At 61.5% G+C, this 17424-nt stretch carries 17 protein-coding genes; 2 read left to right on the plus strand and 15 right to left on the minus strand.

The window, feature by feature from the left end:
- Positions 1 to 9: 9 nt before the first annotated feature.
- From fabD to ACYSTU_RS23465, 4 genes are all read right to left on the minus strand, one after another.
- Entirely contained in the window at positions 10 to 948 is a 939-nt protein-coding gene (fabD, locus tag ACYSTU_RS23450; RefSeq protein WP_024013921.1) for an ACP S-malonyltransferase, read from the minus strand.
- A gap of 123 nt (positions 949 to 1071) precedes the next feature.
- The gene (plsX, locus tag ACYSTU_RS23455; RefSeq protein WP_083387041.1) at positions 1072 to 2082 is read right to left on the minus strand and encodes a phosphate acyltransferase PlsX; all 1011 of its coding nucleotides are present in this window, start codon (positions 2080 to 2082) and stop codon (positions 1072 to 1074) included.
- A gap of 4 nt (positions 2083 to 2086) precedes the next feature.
- On the minus strand, positions 2087 to 2269 hold the full coding sequence (gene rpmF / locus ACYSTU_RS23460; RefSeq protein WP_003179396.1) for a 50S ribosomal protein L32: 183 nt from the start codon (positions 2267 to 2269) through the stop codon (positions 2087 to 2089).
- Positions 2270 to 2282: 13 nt separating this feature from the next.
- Positions 2283 to 2810, minus strand: coding sequence for a YceD family protein (locus ACYSTU_RS23465; RefSeq protein WP_003204262.1), 528 nt, complete (start codon positions 2808 to 2810; stop codon positions 2283 to 2285).
- A 105-nt stretch (positions 2811 to 2915) separates the two neighbouring features.
- Between ACYSTU_RS23465 and ACYSTU_RS23470 the strand changes: the two genes are divergently transcribed.
- Complete coding sequence (locus tag ACYSTU_RS23470; protein WP_016770991.1) at positions 2916 to 3494, plus strand: Maf family protein; 579 nt, start codon at positions 2916 to 2918, stop codon at positions 3492 to 3494.
- Between the two features lie 86 nt (positions 3495 to 3580).
- Here the strand turns inward: ACYSTU_RS23470 and sppA are convergent, their stop codons facing one another.
- Genes sppA through rluC form a run of 3 tightly spaced genes read right to left on the minus strand, consistent with a single transcriptional unit; the run spans position 3581 to position 6203 of the window.
- Positions 3581 to 4570 (minus strand): signal peptide peptidase SppA, encoded by a 990-nt coding sequence (gene sppA / locus ACYSTU_RS23475; RefSeq protein ID WP_071173216.1) that lies wholly within the window; start codon positions 4568 to 4570, stop codon positions 3581 to 3583.
- A gap of 24 nt (positions 4571 to 4594) precedes the next feature.
- On the minus strand, positions 4595 to 5257 hold the full coding sequence (locus ACYSTU_RS23480; protein ID WP_016770993.1) for an HAD-IA family hydrolase: 663 nt from the start codon (positions 5255 to 5257) through the stop codon (positions 4595 to 4597).
- Complete coding sequence (gene rluC / locus ACYSTU_RS23485; RefSeq protein WP_499001879.1) at positions 5244 to 6203, minus strand: 23S rRNA pseudouridine(955/2504/2580) synthase RluC; 960 nt, start codon at positions 6201 to 6203, stop codon at positions 5244 to 5246. Before rluC ends, ACYSTU_RS23480 begins: the two co-directional genes overlap by 14 nt.
- Before the next feature lie 699 nt (positions 6204 to 6902).
- On the opposite strand from rluC, the gene rne reads away from it, so the two are divergent.
- Positions 6903 to 10181: a ribonuclease E gene (gene rne / locus ACYSTU_RS23490; RefSeq protein WP_217878659.1), complete on the plus strand. Its 3279-nt coding sequence runs from the start codon at positions 6903 to 6905 to the stop codon at positions 10179 to 10181.
- Between the two features lie 191 nt (positions 10182 to 10372).
- On the opposite strand, the gene ACYSTU_RS23495 is transcribed toward rne, so the two are convergent.
- The 8 genes from ACYSTU_RS23495 to ACYSTU_RS23530 form a co-directional block, all read right to left on the minus strand.
- Positions 10373 to 10969, minus strand: a complete 597-nt coding sequence (locus ACYSTU_RS23495) for a nucleotidyltransferase family protein (RefSeq protein ID WP_217878660.1) — start codon at positions 10967 to 10969, stop codon at positions 10373 to 10375.
- Entirely contained in the window at positions 10966 to 11946 is a 981-nt protein-coding gene (locus ACYSTU_RS23500; protein ID WP_217878661.1) for an XdhC family protein, read from the minus strand. The genes ACYSTU_RS23495 and ACYSTU_RS23500 overlap by 4 nt, the downstream gene beginning before the upstream one ends.
- On the minus strand, positions 11946 to 14267 hold the full coding sequence (locus ACYSTU_RS23505; RefSeq protein WP_499001883.1) for a xanthine dehydrogenase family protein molybdopterin-binding subunit: 2322 nt from the start codon (positions 14265 to 14267) through the stop codon (positions 11946 to 11948). The genes ACYSTU_RS23500 and ACYSTU_RS23505 overlap by 1 nt, the downstream gene beginning before the upstream one ends.
- Positions 14264 to 14734 carry a (2Fe-2S)-binding protein gene (locus tag ACYSTU_RS23510; protein ID WP_016771000.1) on the minus strand — a complete coding sequence of 157 codons (471 nt, stop codon included), beginning with the start codon at positions 14732 to 14734 and terminating at the stop codon, positions 14264 to 14266. Before ACYSTU_RS23510 ends, ACYSTU_RS23505 begins: the two co-directional genes overlap by 4 nt.
- Before the next feature lie 249 nt (positions 14735 to 14983).
- Entirely contained in the window at positions 14984 to 16003 is a 1020-nt protein-coding gene (murB, locus tag ACYSTU_RS23515) for a UDP-N-acetylmuramate dehydrogenase (protein WP_136492924.1), read from the minus strand.
- Positions 16000 to 16464 carry a low molecular weight protein-tyrosine-phosphatase gene (locus ACYSTU_RS23520; RefSeq protein WP_130888444.1) on the minus strand — a complete coding sequence of 155 codons (465 nt, stop codon included), beginning with the start codon at positions 16462 to 16464 and terminating at the stop codon, positions 16000 to 16002. The genes murB and ACYSTU_RS23520 overlap by 4 nt, the downstream gene beginning before the upstream one ends.
- Positions 16464 to 17228 carry a 3-deoxy-manno-octulosonate cytidylyltransferase gene (kdsB, locus tag ACYSTU_RS23525; RefSeq protein WP_206421732.1) on the minus strand — a complete coding sequence of 255 codons (765 nt, stop codon included), beginning with the start codon at positions 17226 to 17228 and terminating at the stop codon, positions 16464 to 16466. The genes ACYSTU_RS23520 and kdsB overlap by 1 nt, the downstream gene beginning before the upstream one ends.
- Positions 17225 to 17410 (minus strand): Trm112 family protein, encoded by a 186-nt coding sequence (locus ACYSTU_RS23530; protein WP_003179363.1) that lies wholly within the window; start codon positions 17408 to 17410, stop codon positions 17225 to 17227. The genes kdsB and ACYSTU_RS23530 overlap by 4 nt, the downstream gene beginning before the upstream one ends.
- Between the last annotated feature and the right edge of the window lie 14 nt (positions 17411 to 17424).

Raw genomic sequence — 17424 nt, forward strand, 5'->3', positions numbered from 1 at the left:
TCTCCTGATTCAGGCCTGCGCTGCGCGAGCGGCAGCGAAGGCATCTGGGGTATTGAGATTGGAAGTCGAAACGCCTTCGGCGCAACGTTTGTTCAGGCCAGCGAGGACTTTGCCCGGGCCGCATTCGACCAGATTGGTCGCGCCCTTGGCGGCCAAAGTCTGAACCGACTCAACCCAGCGCACTGGCTTGTAGAGCTGTTCGAGCAGATCGCGCTTGAGGGTTTCCAGATCGGCCGGCACTTGCGCACTGACGTTCTGCACCACGGGGATCTGCGGCGCCTGCCAGTCGATGGCGGCGATGGATTCAGCGAAGCGCTCGGCAGCCGGACGCATCAGCTCGCAGTGCGACGGCACGCTCACTGGCAACGGCATGGCGCGCTTGGCACCACGGGCCTTGCAACCCTCGATGGCGCGCTCGACAGCCGCCTTGGCACCGGCGATCACCACTTGGCCCGGCGAGTTGAAGTTCACCGCGCTGACGACTTCGCCTTGCGCCGCTTCGGCGCAGGCAGCCAGCACGTCGGCATCTTCCAGGCCGAGGATCGCGGCCATGCCGCCCTGCCCGGCCGGCACCGCTTCCTGCATCAACTGACCACGGCGCTCGACGAGCTTGACCGCGTCAGCCAGGCTCAGGCTGCCGGCAGCGACCAGCGCGCTATATTCACCCAGGCTATGGCCGGCGACAAACGCCGGACGCGCGCCGCCTTCGGCCAGCCACAGACGCCACAGGGCGATCGAAGCGGTCAGAATGGCCGGTTGGGTTTTGTCGGTTTGATTGAGCAGCTCTTCCGGGCCCTGTTGGGTCAGTGCCCACAGGTCGTAGCCCAGCGCAGCAGAGGCTTCTTGAAAGGTTTCGAGGATCAGCGGATGTTGCGCGCCCAGCTCGGCCAGCATGCCGAGGGACTGCGAACCCTGTCCTGGAAAGACGAATGCGAGGGAAGCAGACATGTAACAAGCCCCTAATGATCTTGTCGTCGGAAAATAACGCCCCGTTGGGGACGCCAGAAACTGACAGTTTGGATGGCCCTTTGAACCGGGCGGTCACATTTAAGCATTGTCCGACGAAAACGCCTAAGACAACAGTTCCTCCAGACGACCGTGGAGACGCTCGGGCAGGTTCTCCTGAATCTCGATCAGCGCCCGTTGAATGGCACTCTGAAAGCCCTGTACCCCGGCCGATCCGTGGCTTTTCACAACGATGCCCTGCAAGCCGAGAAAGCTTGCGCCATTATGTCGCGCCGGGGCCAGATCAGCTTGCAGACGTTTCATCAACGGCAGCGCGAGAGCGCCGACAGCGCGCGAGGCCAAGTTTTTCTTGAACAGGGCCTCGATGCGCGCCGCAATCATCGTCGCCAGACCTTCGCTGGACTTGAGCAGGATGTTGCCGACGAAGCCGTCACACACCACCACGTCGGCCTCACCGCGATACAAGCCGTCGCCTTCGATAAAACCGATGTAGTTGATCCCGCGCGCGGCCTGCAACAACGTTGCGGCCAGTTTGACCTGCTGATTGCCCTTGATGTCCTCGGTGCCGATGTTCAGCAGTGCCACACGCGGACGGGCGATACCCAGAGTCTGCGCAGCGACCGAGCCCATCACCGCGAACTGCAACAGGTGCTCGGCACTGCAATCGACGTTGGCGCCCAGATCGAGCAGTTGGCAATAACCGGTCTGCGTCGGAATCGCCGCGACCATGGCCGGCCGATCAATGCCGGGCAATGTCTTCAGCACGAATCGCGACAAGGCCATCAACGCACCCGTATTGCCGGCACTGACACAGGCCTGCACCTTGCCATCGCGCAGCAGTTCAAGGGCTACACGCATCGACGAATCCGGCTTGCCACGCAGGGCCTGAGCGGGTTTTTCGTCCATGGTGATGACTTCGCTGGCCGCAACAATCGTGAGGCGCGCGCGATCGGCAGCCGACTGGCCGTGGATCAGTTCTTCAAGAAGGGAGGGTTGACCGACGAGGGTCAGGTGCAGCGAGGGTGTAGCAGACAGGCAAGCGAGACTGGCCTGAACAATGCTGCGGGGACCGAAGTCCCCGCCCATTGCGTCAATCGCGATGACTTGAGCAGACAAGTGATTACTCGTCAGCGCCCTTGTCGATCACTTTACGGCCACGGTATACGCCTTCTGGCGATACGTGGTGACGCAGGTGAACTTCACCAGTGGTTTTTTCTACAGACAGGGTGCTAGCCTCGAGAGCGTCGTGCGAACGGCGCATGTCACGGGCAGAGCGGGATTTTTTGTTCTGCTGAACAGCCATAATTGATTAACTCCTAAACGTTTGGGTCACGCTTTAACTGCGCCAATACACTGAACGGGTTGGACCGCGTTACCTCGTCCTCGCTCGGTTCGGGCTCATCTGCTCCCGCCGGCTGCTGGCATTCTTCCGGATGATGAGCAGGCACAATGGGCAAGGCGAGCAGAAGCTCCTCCTCGATCAGTGACTGCAGATCCAATGGATCTTCGCCCAGTTCCAGCACGTCATAACCTTTCGGCAACGACTGGGTATTCGCACCCTCCTTCACCACCGCGTAACTGCATTCGCTGTGGATCGGCAGGGTGACCAGCTCAAGACAACGCTGGCAAACCATTTTGACTTCGGTGTCGATAAAGCTGTGGATGACCACAGACTTACGTTCATCTCGTTCAAAAACGAATTTGGCCTGCACCGTACCGACATCGTCGGAAAGCGGGTCGCAGAGTCTCTTCAAATCGGCCAGCAGCAGTTCACCTTGAAGGGTGGTGCCACGGTCAGCCAATTTGCGCGGGTCAACGTGAGGTGGAATCGGGTCATTCAACATAGGCGCAGCATTATAGGGATGCACCCACCCATGTCAAAGGAAATTGTGCCCTGTCCGTCACTTGCGCGCCTCCGCTAGAATCCGCACCTGCCTCAGGAGACGTCCATGCTGCCTTTATTACTCGCTTCAAGCTCGACTTATCGCCGCGAATTGCTCGCCCGCCTGCACCTGCCGTTCGTCTGCAGCTCGCCGGACATCGACGAAAGCCACCGCCCGGGCGAGTCCGCGATCGATCTGGTCAAACGCCTCGCCGAGGAAAAAGCCCGCGCTCTGGCGGACAGCCACCCTGCTCATCTGATCATTGGCTCGGATCAGGTCGCCGTCCTCGGCGAACAGATCATCGGCAAGCCGCACACCTTCGAGAAGGCTCGCGAGCAATTGATGGCGGCGAGCGGCGCGAGCGTGACCTTCCTGACCGGCCTGGCACTGCTCAACAGCCACACCGGGCAATGCCAGGTCGACTGCGTGCCGTTTACCGTGCACATGCGTCAGCTGGATCAGGCGCGCATCGAACGCTACCTGCGCATCGAGCAACCGTACGACTGCGCCGGCAGCTTCAAGGCCGAAGGACTGGGCGTGAGCCTGTTTCAATCGACCGAAGGCCCGGATGCCACCAGCCTGATCGGCCTGCCGCTGATTCGCCTGATCGATATGTTGTTGGTCGAAGGCGTGCAAATCCCTTGAAAGCAAAAGATCGCAGCCTTCGGCAGCTCCTACACCGATCCGTGCAAGAGTTGCCGCCGACTGCGATCTTTCGACCTTGAAACGTCTTACCGCAACGAAGGCCCGTGGAAACCCATCCACATCGCCAACTGCTCGGCCACGCTGGCGCCGAGCTTTTTCGAGAAGCGATCGAACGGCGATTCCTGCACGGTGAAGTCCACCAGCTCCTTCTCGCCAATCACATCACGCGCCACCGAACTGGCACTGCCCAAGCCATCGATCAGACCCAGCGGCAGCGCCTGCTCACCCGACCAGACCAGCCCGGAAAACAGCTCCGGATGCTCTTTGTCCTTCAGGCGATCACCACGACCCTGCTTGACGCTGTTGATGAACTGCTTGTGCGTGGTGTCGAGCACGCTTTGCCAGAAGGCGGTTTCTTCAGGCTTTTGCGGCTGGAACGGATCAAGGAATGCCTTGTGCTCGCCCGAGGTATAGGTGCGGCGCTCAACCCCGAGTTTTTCCATGGTGCCGACAAAACCGTAACCCGCTGCTGTCACGCCGATTGAGCCGACCAGACTGGCCTTGTCGGCGTAGATCTGATCCGCCGCGCTGGCGATGTAATAGGCGCCCGAAGCACCAAGATCGGAAATCACTGCGTAGAGCTTGATCTCTGGATGCAGGCCACGCAGACGCTTGATCTCGTCATAGACATAACCGGACTGCACCGGACTGCCGCCCGGACTGTTGATGCGCAGGACCACGCCCTTGACCTTCTTGTCTTCGAACGCCGCGCGCAGACTGCCAACGATATTGTCAGCGCTGGCCGGCTCTTTGTCGGCGATTACACCATCGATCTCGATCAACGCCGTGTAGTTCGGGCCGCGGGTGGCGCTTTTTTCCATGTCCATCAGCGGCGTGAACAGCAGCAGCGCAACAAACAGATAAACAAACGTCAGCAGCTTGAAGAAAATCCCCCAGCGCCGCGAACGGCGTTGTTCCTGCACGCCGGCCAGCAAAGTCTTTTCCAACAGCTTCCAGCTTTTCGCGTCACCGTCGTCGGCACTTGCCTTGGCCGGTGCTTTCCATTCGTCGGTCATGCCATCTACCCCAGCAAAAACGTATTAAGCCCGCTGACCCAGCCAGGCGTGCAATTCAGAAAAACGGTCGATCGACAGACGCGGCTCGAACTGTTGCAGGGACTCGATCGATTGCGCGCCATAACTGACCGCCACCGAATCCATTCCCGCGTTGCGCGCCATCAGCAGATCGAACGACGAATCACCGACCATCAACGCCTGCTCCGGGCGTACGCCGCAGTGGCTGACAATCTGCTCAAGCATCAGAGGGTGTGGCTTGCTGGCAGTTTCATCGGCAGCGCGGGTGATATCGAAATAATCTTCCCAGCCATTGGCCTTGAGTACCCGATCCAGCCCGCGACGGTTCTTGCCGGTCGCTACCGCCAGGTGATAACCCTGCTCGCGAAACGATGCCATCGACTCGACCACCCCTTCGAACAGCGGCGAAGGCACGGCTTCGGCAGCGATGTAGTGATCGGCGTAGTACTCGCGAAACGCGAGCATTTCTGCATCGCTGATTTCGGGATACAGCGTACGAATCGCTTCCGGCAAGCCGAGACCGATGATGCCTTTGACGGCGAAGTCATCGCGCAGCTCGAAACCGGAACGCCCGGACGCCGAGTGCATCGCCTCGACGATCCGATGAATGGAATCGGCAAGGGTGCCGTCCCAGTCGAAAATCAACAGCTTGTAATCAGATGGGCGCACTCAATCGCTCCACGGTCTTGGCCCACATTTCATCGACGGGCGCTTGCAGATTCAGCTTGCCGCCGTCGGGCAGCGGCACGGTCAGCATGTAGGCGTGCAGGAACAGGCGCTTACCACCCAGATCGCGGATTTCCTTGGTGAAATCCTCGTCGCCATACTTGCTGTCACCGGCAATGCAATGGCCAGCATGCAAGGTGTGCACGCGAATCTGGTGGGTACGACCGGTAACCGGTTTCGCCTCGACCATGGTGGCAAAATCGCCGAAGCGGCGCAGCACCTTGAATAGCGTCAGGGCTTCTTTGCCCTCGTCATTGACTTCGACCATGCGCTCGCCGGAGCGCAGATTGCTCTTGAGCAACGGTGCGCGAACCTGCTTGGTCGAGGTTGCCCAGTTGCCACGGACCAGCGCCATGTAGCGCTTGTCGACGCCATCGCCACGCAGCTGCTCGTGCAGATGGCGCAACATGCTGCGTTTTTTGGCGATCATCAGCAGGCCGGAGGTGTCACGGTCGAGACGGTGAACCAGCTCCAGCTCCTTGGCGTCGGGACGCAACTGACGAAAGGCTTCGATCACGCCGAAATTCAGCCCGCTGCCGCCATGAACCGCAATGCCGGCGGGCTTGTTGATCACGATCAGGGCCTTGTCTTCGAAGACAATCGAGGCTTCCAGGCGCTGCAACAGCCCCTGGGCCAGCGGCACCGGTTCGTCGCGCTCAGGCACGCGAACCGGCGGCACGCGTACGATATCGCCGGCCTGCAGCTTGTATTCGGGCTTGATCCGACCTTTGTTCACACGCACTTCGCCTTTGCGCAAAATGCGGTAGATCAAGGTCTTGGGCACGCCTTTGAGCCGGGCGAGGAGAAAGTTGTCGATTCGTTGGCCGGCATACTCCGGCGAGACTTCAAGCAGTTGAACGCCTGGAGTCGAAGGGGCAGTAGTTGTCATGCCGCGGATGATAACAATTTTTATGGAATTGAAGCACTTAATCATTGCTGCTATAGTCGCGAACGCCGCCAAAAGCGGCCTGGACAGCGGAACCACGGTCAAAGACCGGCCCTGACCAACGCAATTCACCAGGGCGCGAGGCCGTCCTACGGGGCTTTCGCTACGTAACGGTGGAGTTTGCGGTTGTAACGAGCGCAGGTGACATGAGGCCTGAATTACACCGCCGAGCAGAGTTCTCACTCGCCCGGCAGGCAACATTCAAGGCCAGTTCACAAAGTGCAGTCGACTGCGAATGACCTCGAGCGATTGCTTCGGAAACATCGCCTGAATTAGCCATGATGCGTGACCTCCCCTTTCGGAGCTCACGGTAAATGCCAACCCGCTGCGGATTCTGCGCGCGGCAGCACCCGAATTATCAGGGATACGTGTAGGGTGGAGATGCACAACCGCCGGACTGTGTAGCAACAAGCTTTGATCAAGACGCTTCATCTCGTCCACAGCCGCTGGTTGATTCCTCCTCCTGACTGAGTGCTTAAGTAGCCACAGCAAGCAGGACGCGTACGTCGCGGTATCGGCCCAATTGGCCGCACATCGCTGGACACGGGAATGGCCAACCACTCCCGACGCACCTGACACCGACCGTGAGAAGTCGTGTGTGCCGAACGCCGTTTCCGGCAGCCCGGAAACCGACGGTACTACATGAAAAGAATGCTGATTAACGCAACTCAACCCGAAGAGTTGCGTGTTGCACTGGTAGATGGCCAGCGCCTCTACGACCTGGACATCGAATCCGGTGCACGCGAGCAGAAGAAGGCCAACATCTATAAAGGCCGTATCACTCGCATCGAACCAAGCCTTGAGGCTGCCTTTGTCGATTTCGGCTCCGAGCGCCACGGCTTCCTGCCCCTCAAAGAAATCTCCCGCGAATACTTCAAGAAAGCCCCAGAAGGCCGCGTCAACATCAAGGACGTCCTGAGCGAAGGCCAGGAAGTCATCGTTCAGGTCGAGAAAGAAGAACGTGGCAACAAGGGCGCCGCCCTGACCACCTTCATCAGCCTGGCCGGTCGCTACCTCGTACTGATGCCGAACAACCCGCGTGCCGGCGGCATCTCCCGTCGCATCGAAGGTGAAGAGCGCAACGAACTGCGTGAAGCGCTGAACGGCCTGGTTGCTCCGGCCGACATGGGTCTGATCGTGCGCACTGCCGGCCTGGGCCGCAGCAGCGAAGAAATGCAGTGGGACCTCGACTACCTGCTGCAACTGTGGACCGCCATCAAAGAAGCCTCGCTGGATCGCTCCGCGCCATTCCTGATCTACCAGGAAAGCAACGTGATCATCCGCGCCATCCGCGATTACCTGCGCCAGGACATCGGCGAAGTGCTGATCGACAGCGTTGAAGCCCAGGACGAAGCCCTGACCTTCATCCGCCAGGTGATGCCGCAGTACGCCAGCAAGATCAAGCTGTACGAAGACAGCGTGCCGCTGTTCAACCGGTTCCAGATCGAAAGCCAGATCGAGACCGCGTTCCAGCGCGTCGTCGAACTGCCTTCCGGCGGCTCCATCGTCATCGATCCGACCGAAGCCCTGGTGTCGATCGACATCAACTCGGCGCGCGCCACCAAAGGCAGCGACATCGAAGAAACCGCCCTGCAGACCAACCTTGAAGCCGCCGAAGAAATCGCCCGTCAGTTGCGCCTGCGCGACATCGGCGGCCTGATCGTCATCGACTTCATCGACATGACCCCGGCCAAGAACCAGCGCGCCGTGGAAGAAAAAGTCCGTGAATGCCTGGAAGCTGACCGTGCCCGCGTGCAGATCGGTCGCATCTCGCGTTTCGGCCTGCTGGAAATGTCCCGTCAGCGCCTGCGTCCATCGCTGGGCGAAAGCAGCGGCATCGTCTGCCCGCGTTGCAACGGCACCGGCATCATCCGTGACGTTGAATCGCTGTCGCTGGCCATTCTGCGCCTGATCGAAGAAGAAGCCCTGAAAGACCGCACCGCCGAAGTTCGCGCGCAAGTGCCGATCCCGGTCGCTGCGTTCCTGCTCAACGAAAAACGCAACTCGATCACCAAGATCGAACTGCGCACCCGTGCCCGTATCGTCATTCTGCCGAACGATCACCTCGAGACGCCGCACTTTGAAGTTCAGCGTCTGCGTGACGACAGCCCGGAAGCCGCGACCAACCAGTCCAGCTACGAAATCGCTGCCGCCGCTGCCGAAGTCGAAGAAGTCCAGCCAGCCGCTGCGACTCGCACTCTGGTTCGCCAGGAAGCTGCAGTGAAAACCGCGCCGGCCCGTGCCAATGCACCGGTGCCGACTGAAGTTGCCCCTGCCGCACCTGCTCCTGCACCGGTTGCCGCGCCTGAGCCAAGCCTGTTCAAGGGCCTGGTGAAGTCGCTGGTCAGCCTGTTCGCCACCAAGGAAGAGCCAGCCGCACCGGTCGCGGTTGCGAAACCGGCTGCCACCGAGCGTCCTGCCCGCAACGAAGAGCGCCGCAACGGTCGTCAGCAGAGCCGCAACCGTAACGGTCGCCGCGATGAAGAACGCAAGCCGCGCGAAGAACGTGCTCCACGTGAAGAGCGCGCACCACGCGAGCCGCGCGAAGAGCGCCAGCCACGTGAAGCCCGCGAGCCGCGTGAAACCCGCAGCGAAGCGCCGGTAGCCCGCGAAGAGCGCGCACCACGTGCCCCGCGTGAAGAACGTGCACCGCGTGCCCCACGTGAAGATCGCAAGCCGCGTGGCGAGCGTGAAGAACGCGTGCGTGAACTGCGCGAGCCGCTGGACGCCGCGCCAGCCGCAGCCGCAGCCGTTGCTGCCGTGACCGCTGAAGAGCGTCCGGCCCGTCAGCCACGCGAAGAACGCGCTCCGCGTCCACCGCGTGAAGAGCGTCAACCGCGTGCCGAGCAGGCCGCTGCTGCCGTCGCTGAAGAAGAAGTGAACAGCAACAACGAAGAGCAACTGCCGGAAGACGGTCAGGATAACGCCGAAGGCGATCGTCCACGTCGTCGCTCCCGTGGCCAGCGTCGTCGCAGCAACCGTCGCGAGCGTCAACGTGATGCCAACGGCAACGTGATCGAAGGTTCGGAAGAATCCGAGTCCGCTGAAAACGCTGGCGAGCCAAGCACTGCCGATCTGGCCGCTGGCCTGGCCGTCACCGCCGCCGTTGCCAGCAGCACCATCAGCGCTCCGGCAGAAGCCGAAGCTCACGAGCAGGCTGAACGCGCCACCGCCGCCACACTGGAAACTGCTCCAGTCGAAGCGCCGGTTGTCGAAGCCACCACTCCAGTGGAAGCGACTGCTGCACCGGAAATCGAAGTCGCTCCGGTCCGCGAAGCTCAACCTCAGGCTGAAGCAACTGCCGAACCGGAAGCTGTCGTCGAAGCACCAACGGCCATCACTGAGCCAGCGGTAGAAACCGTCAGCGAAAACGTGACCAAGACCGTGCGTGAAGTTCGCGAAGAGCAGACTGCGTTCAACTGGGTTGCCGAGCCAGCCGTCACTGAAACTCCAGCGCCAGTCGCTGAAGCCGAAGTGCCGCAAGCCATGGTTTCCGAGCCAGTAGTTGCAGCAGCAGAGCCGGCGCCGACACCAGTGGTTGAAGCTCCGGTTGCCGAGGCTCAGGTTGAAGAAGCACCACCCGCAGTCGAAGCGCCAGCGCCAGCGCCAGTGGTTGAAGCGCCGGCTCCGGTCAGCGCCCTGACGCCGAACGGCCGCGCGCCAAACGACCCGCGTGAAGTGCGTCGTCGCAAGCGTGAAGCCGAGCGTCTGCAGAAGGAAGCCGAACTGGCCGCCGCTGCAACTCCGGTTGCTGCCGAACCAGCCCCTGCAGCTGAAGTGACCGAGGCAGCTCCTGCCCCGGTCGCGGAAGAAGCATCGGTAGAATCGGTGATCGCTGAAGCACCACGCTCCGTTCAGGATGCAGTTGAACAGCGCGAAGAAGCCCAGGAAAAAGAGCACGAGCCTAAACCACTCGTGTAATTCCTGAAGCCAATAAAAAGCCCCGCCTGGTGAGAGCCTGGCGGGGCTTTTTTATGCCTGAAATTCCAGCATCATCCACAACCTTTGTGGGAGCAAGCCTGCTCGCGAAAGCGCTGGGTCAGACAATATTCATGTAACTGAACCATCGCATTCGCGAGCAGGCTCACTCCCACAAGGGATTTCAACACGGCTCAGGGCTGAGGAAATACCAGAGATTCAGGCACATCGATATCCCACAACACCCCCGGATCATCTACCGCCACCTCAACCACCCTACCCTGCGCAAACAACGGCCGTGCGCCACGATCGCCGGTCAGCGCCTGCAACTGCGCGCCAAACGAGCGACCAAACCCCACAGGATGGCCAAACTCGCCACCCAGCACCGGCACGCTCACCGCATCATCAGCCATCGCCGCGACCACTCTCTCGATACTCGAAGGCGAGATAAACGGCATATCGCCGAGCACAATCAACCAGCCATCAGCGTCCGGGCAAGCAGCAACACCTGCGGCAATGCTGTCGCCCATGCCGGTCGATTCGATCGACACCACGTCCCAGCCGTAAGCCTGAGCCATGCGCATCGCCTGCGGTCGCGCTTCAGTGGTGACCAGAACGCGCTTGGCGAGACTGGCCGGCAGGTTCACCAGCACCTGCTCGATTACCGAACGAACCGCGCCGTCGCGCCCGGTGCAGTCAGCGAGCAATTTGTCTTTGTCGGGGCCGGCGATCTGGCGAAAGCGTTTGCCCTCGCCCGCCGCCAGCACAATCACCGCGATGGATTGGCTCATGCACCCTCCAGCGGTTTTTTCTGTTTCAGCTCCACACCGTTCTTGATCGCGACAATTTCCGCCAGCAAGGACAAGGCGATCTCTGCAGGCGAATGACTGCCGATGTGCAGGCCGATCGGTCCGTGCAGGCGATCAATCGACGCTTGCGACAAGCCTAGCTGAGCCAGATTTTCCCGGCGCTTCTGGCTGTTGACCCGGGAACCGAGCGCGCCGACGTAGAACGCCGGCGAGTCGAGCGCAGTGAGCAAAGCCATGTCATCCAGGCGAGGATCGTGAGTCAAGGCGACAATCGCCGTGCGCTCGTCGGTCTGGATGTTCAGCACAGCCTCATCCGGCATGCCGGGGACGAAACGGCCATGCTGCTCTTCCCAGCCGTAAACGAACTCGGCGCGTGGATCGCAGATCAGCACTTCGAAATCCAGCAGCCGCGCCATGTCGGCGACGTAGCGCGACAACTGCCCGGCACCGATCAGCAACAAGCGCCAGCGCGGACCATAAATCGCTCGCAGAGTCTTGCCGTCGAACACCAGCGAATCGGACTTGCTCGCCGGAGCCAGCCGCACCTCGCCGGTTTCGATGTTCAGTTCCCGGGCAACGATTTCATGGTTTTCGCAACGCTGCAGCAGCTCGGCGACCCACGCCGGGTCACCGACGCGCTCTTCGGTCAGGCGCAGAGTACCGCCGCAAGGCAGGCCGAAACGCGCGGCCTCCTCGCGGGTCACGCCGTAGGTAATCATCTGCACTGGCGGACCATCGGTGGCAATGCGGCCGTCGTGCAGCCGCGCGATCAGGTCATCTTCGACACAGCCACCTGACACCGAACCGATCACCACGCCGTCCTCGCGCAAGGCGAGCATGGCGCCGGGCGAGCGCGGCGCGGTGCCCCACGTCTGCACCACGCTGAACAGCACCACCCGCTGTCCGGCGCGGCGCCACTCGAGGACGTTGCGCAGGACGTTGAGATCGACGCTGTCCATTACGCTTGCGCCTTCTGCCAGCCTTGCAACTGATACCGCACCGGCAGATTGCGGATGCGCTTGCCGGTGGCGGCGAAGATCGCATTGCACAGCGCCGGGGCAATCGGCGGCACACCCGGCTCACCAACACCACCCAACGGCACGTCACCCGGCGGCGTGACCAGATGCACCGCGACTTCCTTGGGCGCCAGCGACATGCGCGCGACCTCGTACATATGGAAGTTGTCCTGCTGGACCTTGCCGTCCTTGAAGCTGATCTCACCGAGCACGGCGTTGCCCAGGCCCATGACGCACGCACCTTCGAACTGCGAACGAATGCGCTCAGGGTTGATCTGCGGGCCGCAGTCCACGGCGATGTCGGCCTTGTGCACGATCAGCGAACCGTCGTCCTTGACCTCGACTTCAATCACCGCCGCCACATAGGTGACGAAGCTGTAATGCACCGCCAGACCGAGACCACGACCCTTGAGCAGTTTGCGCCCCCAACCGGCGGCCTTGGCGGCAGTTTCCAGCACCGTGCGCATGCGCCCGGTGTCGATCGGGTAACGCTCGGGCGATTCGCCGTAGTTCCACTCTTCGCTCAAGGTGCGAGGATCGATCTGCCGGTCCGGGCCGAGCAGTTTGATCTGGTACTTGAGCGGATCTTCCCCGGCCTTGTGCGCCAGTTCGTCGACGAAGCTCTGAATCGCGAAGCCGTGGGGAATGTTCGACACCGAGCGATACCAGCCGACGCGGGTGTGTACCTTGGCTTCGGGGTTTTCCAGGCGCACGTTGGGAATCGCATAGGCCATGTTGGTAAAGCCCATGCCCAGCTCGAACGCCGCTTCGTGGTTCATGTCCGGCGCAAACAAGGCGGTGATGCTCGGCGCTACGGTGCGATGCAGCCACCCGGACGGCATGCCGTTCTTGTCGATGCCGGCCTTGAGATATTCCGCCGACACGGTGTGGAAATACGAATTGTGGATGTCGTCTTCGCGCGTCCACTGCACCCGTACAGCCTTGCCCGGAAACTCCTTGGCGAGGATCGCGGCTTCAACGACGAAGTCCGGTTTCGACTTGCGCCCGAAACCACCGCCCAGCAATGTCACATTGAAGGTGACCTTTTCGAACGGCACGCCCAGGCGTTCGGCGATGCGCTCACGGGTGACCTGCGGTGCCTGACTCGGCGCCCAGGCTTCGCAGACGCCGTCCTTGTAACGGGCGATGGCAACCATCGGTTCCATCGGTGCCTGCGCCAGATGCGGCAGGTAATACGACGCTTCAAGAGTGCTGGCAGCGCCGCTCAAGGCCTTGTCGATATCACCGGTATTGCGCACCACTTTGCCGGCCTTCAGCGACGCGGCTTCAAGCTCTTTGCGATAGGCAATCGAGTCATAACTGGCATTCGGGCCGTCGTCCCACTCGATCTTCAGCGCCTCGCGGCCCTTGATCGCCGCCCAGGTGTTGCTGGCCACAACCGCAACGCCGCCCAGTGGCTGGAACTCTGACGGCAACGGCCGACCTTCGATCTGCATGACTTTTAGCACGCCAGGGACTTTCAGCGCGGCGCTGTCATCGAGGCTTTTGACCTTGCCGCCGTACACTGCCGGGCGAGCGATAGTGGCGTAGAGCATGCCGTCGAAATGCACGTCGGCGCCGTACACTGCGCGGCCATTGACGATGTCGGCACCGTCGATGGCCTTGGTGCCTTCCTTACCGATGTAGCGAAATTCCGACGGCTGCTTGAGTCGCAGGCTGTCACGTGCCGGTACTGCCAGCGCACTGGCGGCAGCGGCGAGTTCGCCGTAGCCCAGTTCACGTCCGGACGGTTTGTGAATGACTTTGTGCAGTTGCGCATGGCATTCGCCAGCCGGCACTTTCCACTGCGCAGCGGCGGCCTGTTCGAGCATGGTCCGCGCGGCGGCGCCACAACGCCGCATCGGCTCGTACCAGTGACGCATGCTGCGCGAACCATCGGTGTCCTGGTTGCCGAAGCTCACTTCGTCGCCCGGCGCCTGCTGCACTTTGACCTGCGCCCAATCGGCCTCGAGTTCATCGGCCACTACCATGCTCAGGCTGGTGCGCACGCCCTGGCCCATTTCCGAACGGTTGCACACCACGGTGACGCTGCCATCGGCAGCAATGCTCACGTAGACCTTGGGATCGTCGATCCAGCCATTGGGCATGCCGTCGGCGCCAAATTTCTTCGCTGCGTCATCGGCCAACGCATCCTGCCAGCCCCAGCTCGCGGCGAGGACCAGCGCGCTGGTGGCGCCGACGCCTTTGAGAAAACCACGGCGGCTGAGGTTGCTCAGGGCGAAATCATTCGGGACGCGGCTCATGCCTTCACCTCCTTCAGGTGGGTGGAGGCCTGGCGGATCGCGGTTTTGATCCGGTTGTAGGTGCCGCAGCGGCAGATGTTGCCGACCATGGCTTCTTCGATCTGCTCGTCGCTCGGGTTGGGGTTGGTTTTCAGCAGAGCGGTGGCCGACATGATCTGCCCGCCTTGGCAATAACCGCATTGAGCCACGGCGCTGTCGAGCCAGGCTTGCTGCACGACCTTGCCTACCGGGTCGGCGTGGAGATTGTCGATGGTGGTGACGTTCTGGCCGATTACCGAGCCGATCGGCGTGATGCAACTGCGTGCCGGCAAACCGTCGATATGGATGGTGCAGGCGCCGCACAGGCCCATGCCGCAACCGAATTTGGTGCCGTTGTATCCGGCGACGTCACGAATCGCCCACAACAGCGGCATGTCTTCGGTGACATCGAGGGAGTGGTCTTGACCGTTGAGTTTCAGGGTAATCATGGGCACGCCCGCATATTTTTTAGTGGTTATGGGGTCGAGCAATCTGCCGCCGGAAAATCAGCGGTGGGTTCGCGCAGATCGACTCAGGCTAATCAGGCTCTCTCGCGCCGACGGGAACGTCTGCACCGGGCCTTTGGGTGGAGCAAATGGTTGGTATCGTTAGCTCGCTAAGTTAACCCAGCATTAACAAAAAAGCCCTGCACTTTTTCATCAGTGCAGGGCTTTTGATGGCGTCAGGCAAGCGTAGCCTCAATAGCGGTTGGGCTCCATTTCCAGTTCGACATGAAACCGTTCGGCGATGTCTTTCTGGATACGTTGCGCCAGGTCGAGCAGTTGCAGGCCGGTGGCCGTGCCGTAGTTGACCAGCACCAGCGCCTGCAACTTGTGCACGCCGGCATCGCCATCGCGAAAACCCTTCCAGCCGGCGCGTTCGATCAGCCAGCCAGCGGCCAGTTTCATCTGCCCGTCCGCTTGCGGGTAAGCCACCAGATCCGGGTGCTGCGCTTTGATCTGCGTGACCACAGCGGCAGGCACCAGCGGATTCTTGAAAAAGCTGCCGGCATTGCCGAGCACCGCCGGGTCCGGCAGTTTTTCACTGCGGATGCTGCAGATGGCGCGGCTGACATCGCTGGGCGTCGGCTGCTCGATGCCCTGCTCGCTCAGGCGCTGACGGACCGGGCCGTATTCCAGATGCAGGTGCGCGGCGCGATCAAGCTTGAAGCGCACCCGCAGGATCAGCCAACGTCCCGGCTGCTGCTTGAACACACTGTCGCGGTAGCCGAAATTGCACTGCTCCAGGCTGAAATCCCGCAGCTCGCCGCTCTCGCGGTCCAGCGCAGTCAGGCCGGCAAACACGTCCTTGATCTCGACACCATAGGCGCCGATGTTCTGCATCGGCGCGGCGCCGACGGTGCCGGGAATCAGGCTGAGGTTTTCCAGCCCGGCAAAACCCGCGGCCAGCGTGTGCTGCACGAACGGATGCCACGGTTCGCCCGCTTCCGCCTCGACCACCACGCGACTGCCATCGTCGCTGAGCACGCGGATGCCGCGCGTGGCCATGCGCAATACCAACGCCGCAATATCCGCCGTGAGCAGCAAGTTGCTGCCGCCGCCGATCACCAGCAACGGCACGTCATGGGAAGCGGCATAGGCCAGCGCTTCGCGGACATCGTCATCACTGCGGGCTTCGGCAAACAGCTGCGCGCGCACATCGACGCCAAACGTATTGAAGGCCTGCAAAGATACTTGCGGTTGCACCTGCAAACTCATAAACGGCCCTTCACTTCGATCAGCAACTGGTCGCAGGCCGCTTCGATCAGATCCAGCACCTGCTCGAAACCCTGATCACCGTCGTAATACGGATCCGGCACTTCATCGAGCAGCCCGGCATAACGACGCAAAAACAGATCCAGCTCGGCCCTGCCGGTGGACGGCTGCAAGGCCTTGAGGTTGCGCAGATTGCTGTTGTCCATGGCGAGAATCAGGTCGTAGCTGGCGAAATCGGCCCGGCTGACCTGCTGCGCGCGTTGCGTCGACAGGTCATAACCGCGCACTTTCGCCGCGGCCTGGCTGCGCTTGTCCGGCGGGTTGCCGACGTGCCAGTCACCGGTGCCCGCGGAGGCCACTTCGACCACATCGGCCAGCCCGGCTTCACGCAACTTGTGGCGCAACACGCCTTCGGCGGTGGGCGAACGGCAGATGTTGCCCAGGCACACAAACAGAACGCGCATCAGGCCCCCAGCAGGCGACGAACCCGCTCAAGGTCTTCGACGGTGTCGACACCGGTCGGCGGCGCGATCAGCGCGTCGGCAACATGGATACGCACGCCGTGCCACAAGGCACGCAGTTGCTCAAGGGATTCGGTATTTTCCAGCCAGCACGGCCCCCAGCTCACGAAGTCGTGGAGGAACCCGGCGCGATAGGCATAAATACCGATGTGGCGGCGATAGGGCACGCCTTCCGGCAGGTGCTCGCGGCTCTTGGCAAATGCATCGCGAGCCCACGGCAAAGTTGCACGACTGAACGTCAGGGCCAGACCGTTGATATCGCTGGAAACCTTCACAACGTTGGGGTTGAACAGGGTCTCCACGTCTTCGATCGGCTCAGCCAGCGTGGCCATGCGCGCTTCGGTGTGGGCAGCAAGGTTGGCGGCGACCTGGTCGATCACGCTTGGCGGAATCAGCGGCTCATCGCCCTGGACGTTGACCACGATCGCATCAGGCGCAAGACCGAGTTTCGCTGCGACCTCGGCCAGACGATCAGTGCCGGAGTTGTGATCTTCACGGGTCAGCACCACTTCGGCGCCAAAGCTTTTGCATGCCTCGACGATGCGTGCATCGTCAGTTGCAACAACGACGCGGGTCGCGCTGCTTTTGCTCGCCTGTTCCCAGACATGCTGGATCATCGGTTTGCCAGCAATATCCAGCAACGGCTTGCCCGGCAGACGGGTCGAGGCGAACCGCGACGGGATGACAACGGTGAAGGCTGTGGTCATTTATCCAGACGCTCGTCGGTGGTCAGGGTGCGCGCTTCGCTTTCCAGCATCACCGGGATGCCGTCGCGGATCGGATAGGCCAGGCCGGCGCCCTTGCTGATCAGTTCGGTCTTGTCGGCGCTGAGCTTGAGTGGGCCTTTGCACACGGGGCAAGCGAGGATGTCGAGCAGTTTGGTGTCCATGAACATTCCCAGAA

This window comes from Pseudomonas glycinis, assembly GCF_054871425.1.

Bases quoted from the DNA above. Each gene is read 5' to 3' on its own strand.
- rpmF (WP_003179396.1), bottom strand. From the start codon at position 2,269: ATGGCTGTTCAGCAGAACAAAAAATCCCGCTCTGCCCGTGACATGCGC.
- ACYSTU_RS23530 (WP_003179363.1), bottom strand. From the start codon at position 17,410: ATGGACACCAAACTGCTCGACATCCTCGCTTGCCCCGTGTGCAAAGGC.
- ACYSTU_RS23520 (WP_130888444.1), bottom strand. From the start codon at position 16,464: ATGCGCGTTCTGTTTGTGTGCCTGGGCAACATCTGCCGTTCGCCCACC.
- ACYSTU_RS23465 (WP_003204262.1), bottom strand. From the start codon at position 2,810: ATGTTGAATGACCCGATTCCACCTCACGTTGACCCGCGCAAATTGGCT.
- ACYSTU_RS23510 (WP_016771000.1), bottom strand. From the start codon at position 14,734: ATGATTACCCTGAAACTCAACGGTCAAGACCACTCCCTCGATGTCACC.
- rne (WP_217878659.1), top strand. From the start codon at position 6,903: ATGAAAAGAATGCTGATTAACGCAACTCAACCCGAAGAGTTGCGTGTT.
- murB (WP_136492924.1), bottom strand. From the start codon at position 16,003: ATGAGTTTGCAGGTGCAACCGCAAGTATCTTTGCAGGCCTTCAATACG.
- ACYSTU_RS23500 (WP_217878661.1), bottom strand. From the start codon at position 11,946: ATGGACAGCGTCGATCTCAACGTCCTGCGCAACGTCCTCGAGTGGCGC.
- kdsB (WP_206421732.1), bottom strand. From the start codon at position 17,228: ATGACCACAGCCTTCACCGTTGTCATCCCGTCGCGGTTCGCCTCGACC.
- rluC (WP_499001879.1), bottom strand. From the start codon at position 6,203: ATGACAACTACTGCCCCTTCGACTCCAGGCGTTCAACTGCTTGAAGTC.
- fabD (WP_024013921.1), bottom strand. From the start codon at position 948: ATGTCTGCTTCCCTCGCATTCGTCTTTCCAGGACAGGGTTCGCAGTCC.
- ACYSTU_RS23505 (WP_499001883.1), bottom strand. From the start codon at position 14,267: ATGAGCCGCGTCCCGAATGATTTCGCCCTGAGCAACCTCAGCCGCCGT.
- sppA (WP_071173216.1), bottom strand. From the start codon at position 4,570: ATGACCGACGAATGGAAAGCACCGGCCAAGGCAAGTGCCGACGACGGT.
- ACYSTU_RS23495 (WP_217878660.1), bottom strand. From the start codon at position 10,969: ATGAGCCAATCCATCGCGGTGATTGTGCTGGCGGCGGGCGAGGGCAAA.
- ACYSTU_RS23470 (WP_016770991.1), top strand. From the start codon at position 2,916: ATGCTGCCTTTATTACTCGCTTCAAGCTCGACTTATCGCCGCGAATTG.